This window comes from Lentisphaera araneosa HTCC2155, assembly GCF_000170755.1.
In the GTDB taxonomy this organism is placed as follows: Bacteria; Verrucomicrobiota; Lentisphaeria; order Lentisphaerales; family Lentisphaeraceae; genus Lentisphaera; species Lentisphaera araneosa.
Window position 1 is genome coordinate 1 of the sequence record NZ_ABCK01000062.1, and the last position, 3,383, is coordinate 3,383.

A 3,383-nucleotide genomic window follows, 5' to 3' on the forward strand; every position below is an offset into this window, starting at 1 on the left:
CAGTGATCAGGGACCTCAGAGACCCAATGGAATTGGCATGGATGCTACTGGACCAAAATCGCGTAATATAATTCGTAAAAGTAGAGATGGTGAAATTAAAAAACGCAAAATTGTTGAAAAGAATATGCTGGGCGACACGGGTCCTTTCAAAGGTAACAAAGGAACATGTTACGATGGTGGTGTGAGAATCCCTTTTATCATTCGTTGGCCAGGTAAGGTGAAAGCCAATTATATTGATCAAGAAAATGTCATTAGCGGTTTGGATTGGTTACCTTCAGTTTGCCGATTAGCTGGAATTGAAAAAATGCCCGAAAATATTGATGGTGAAGATGTTTCCAAGGTGTGGCTTGGTGACAATTATAAACGTGAAAAACCACTCTTTTGGCAAAATAATCCAGGCTTGGGCATGCGTAAAGGTAAGTGGAAGTACTACTTGGTTTTAGATAATAAGCGCAAAATTGTAGGTGAGGAACTCTACGATATTTTAAATGATCCGGCTGAAGATGAAAATTTATCTGCACAAAACCCTGAAATAGCCAAAAAACTTAAACAGCGACTACTAGCCTGGAAGGCCACTCTTCCTAAAAAAGTAGCCAAGACAGGTAAGTATAGGCATAAATATGAGTAAAAGGAAAATGATGAAGCCAGTATTATTCCTAATTTTGATAGCTCCATTTGCGCTTTTCGCAAAAGAAGCTCAGCACGAAAAACTCAATGTTATTTTTATGATTGCGGATGATCTCGGCTGGATGGACGTGGGGTTTAACGGCAATAAGTTTGTCGAAACACCCAATCTCGATAAGCTGGCAAGTGAAGGTATGGTTTTTACTAATGGTTATGCCTCTGGCCCTTTGTGTTCTCCTACGCGAGCCGCTTTTCATACAGGCAAGAGCCCGGCGACCATGGGGATTAACGTACCCGTCACCAAGGGGCTAAAAGGCAAAACTCCTGGGGCTTATCCAATGGGTGGTGATAAACTTAAGACCAAGGTGGGGCAACGGGATATTCGCCATCGTTTACTTCCAGCTTATACCAATACGGGAATCGATCCGCAAGAGGTCACTATTGCGGATTGTTTGCAGTCTGCTGATTATGTAACTGCCAGCATTGGGAAATGGCACATGGGCCTCAGTCACTCAGACCCTAAAGCAGATCCAAGAGAATATGGTTATGATATCAATATTGCTGGAGGGGATTACCATGGGCCACCTTCCTGGTTTTCTCCCTATAGGATTCATAGTTTGAAAAACGGTCCAAAAGGTGAGCATTTAACTGAGCGTTTAACACGCGAGGCGATAAATTTTATGGAAGAAAATAAGGACAAGCCCTTTTTCCTTTACCTACCGTATTATCAAGTTCATTCACCCCACGGTGCTCGTGAGGAATATATCAAAAAATTTGATCATAAGCAAACTCCAGATTCTAAGATGAACTCGATTTATGCCGCCATGGTCATGCACTTGGATGAAAGCGTTGGATTGATTAATGACTACCTTAAAAAATCTGGTTTGGATAAGAATACACTGCTTATTTTTTCTTCGGATAATGGTCCTTTAGTTTACCAACGTGCGGGTAATCAAGTTCTACCACGCAATACTCGTTTAACTTTTGCTGAACCTTTGAGAGGCTGGAAAGGCAGTGTCTATGAAGCAGGAACGAGAGTTCCCTACATTTTTAAATTACCTGGAGTCATTCCGGCTAATAGTATTTCACAGACTCCTATTATCACTCATGATCTGTATGCCACGATTTGTGAATTCACTGGAGTTGCTGTTCCTGAGGAGCAAAAAGTCGAAGGTGAAAGCCTTTTTCCATTACTCACTCAATCCAAAGCTTTGCAAAGAACGAGTCTTTTTTGGCATAATCCAAAATACAGCTGGTCACTCAATTCCGATATTCTTTGGGCAGATCGTCCTGCTTGTGCCATTAGGAAGGGTAAATATAAACTGATTTATTATTTTGAGAGGAAGGGGGAGCGCACGCTTGAACTCTACGATCTAGATAATGACCAGGGCGAGACCAAAAATTTAGTTTCCGACTTGCCCGAAAAGGCTCTTGAGTTGGAGACAGAGCTACTAGCTTGGTTGGATCAAACCCAAGCCTGGAAGCCCATTGATAATCCAGATTACGATGCCAAATACGATTCAGGTTACATTCCTAAAAGGCATTAACAATGGAAGCGAATAGCAATAAAATCACCTATGAAAACGATCACTTATCTTTTGCTCTAGATGGGCAAAAGGGCTATTTATTATCTTTTATAAGTGGGCGAGATTTTATTGTTCCGGATGTAAATGAATCCCTGTTCTCTCTCAGTTTCGCAATGCCGTGGGAGCTACACAATACTTTGATTCAAGCCAAGCAGAATCTTTTACTTGTCAACGAAGTGATAAAGAAGATAAAACACTTTTTACCCTACAATATAAAAACATTGCAAGTGATCGTTTTTTTGAGCGGGGGATATCTGCCAGGGTATATATAGAGTGTTCAAAAAACAGCCCCCTGACTCAATGGCGTATAGATGTAGATTTTAACAGTCAGCCAGCCTTAGAATTACTGGAGTTTGTTGAGTTTCCCAAAGTCACTCTAGTTAATGATTTTAAAGCTCAGGGAGGCGACTTAGAATTATTCTGGCCCTTTAGTGAGGGCTGTTTGATTGATGACCCCGGGGCTCGTCAGCATCCCTACAAAGCCGTGGAGTACCCTTCTGGAGGCTGGTATGGTTTGTACCCTGGACCTTTGCAGATGCAGTACATGTCGGTGCAGTCCTCCAAGGGGGGCTTGTATTTGGCCTCGCATGATGAGTCACATGGACCTAAAGAAATCGAGTTCTGTACAGTTGAAGAGGGCACTCGCCTCATTTATAAAGTTTTTACCAGTGCCACAAGAACTAATTATAAGATGCCTTATGCCATGGTCTTGGGTGGTTTCGATGGCGATTGGTACGCCGCCGCAGAGATTTATCGTGATTTTGCGACCTGCGCAAAGTTGTGCCAAATACCTAAGCTCAAGGATAATCCGAAAGTTCTCGACTGGATTAAAGAATCGCCAGTGGTTTGTACTTACGCAGTTCGCGGTGAGGGGCATCATGCAGGGCCAAGTCAGCCCAATAAGCTCTACCCCTATAAAAATGTCTTGCCTTATTTGGCGTACTACCAAAAAGAATTTGGGACGAATATTCTCAATATCATTATGCAATACGAAGGCACAGCTCCTTGGTCACCGCCTTATGTATGGCCTCCCATGGGTGGAGAGGACTTATTTAAAGACTATGTCGATGCCTTGCATGATCAGGGTAATATTGCGGGACTTTATTGCTCGGGAACTTCTTGGACAGAATTTTCTTCCACGGGTGATGGTGACTACGACTGCCGAAATCGTTT

Annotated in this window: 3 protein-coding genes; all 3 read left to right on the forward strand. The window is 42.6% G+C overall.

Annotated elements, in window-relative coordinates:
* Positions 1-628 (forward strand): sulfatase family protein (locus tag LNTAR_RS24490; RefSeq protein WP_007281469.1); only part of this gene is annotated, 628 nt, incomplete at its 5' end.
* On the forward strand, positions 621-2,171 hold the full coding sequence (locus LNTAR_RS24495) for a sulfatase (RefSeq protein WP_007281470.1): 1,551 nt from the start codon (positions 621-623) through the stop codon (positions 2,169-2,171). The genes LNTAR_RS24490 and LNTAR_RS24495, both read left to right, overlap by 8 nt.
* A gap of 157 nt (positions 2,172-2,328) precedes the next feature.
* Positions 2,329-3,383, forward strand: a 1,055-nt coding sequence (locus LNTAR_RS24500) for a DUF6259 domain-containing protein (RefSeq protein ID WP_007281471.1), incomplete at its 3' end; no start/stop codon positions are given.

What these genes read in the sequence shown, in the direction of transcription:
- LNTAR_RS24495 (WP_007281470.1), top strand. Translation starts at nt 621, where the DNA reads ATGAGTAAAAGGAAAATGATGAAGCCAGTATTATTCCTAATTTTGATA.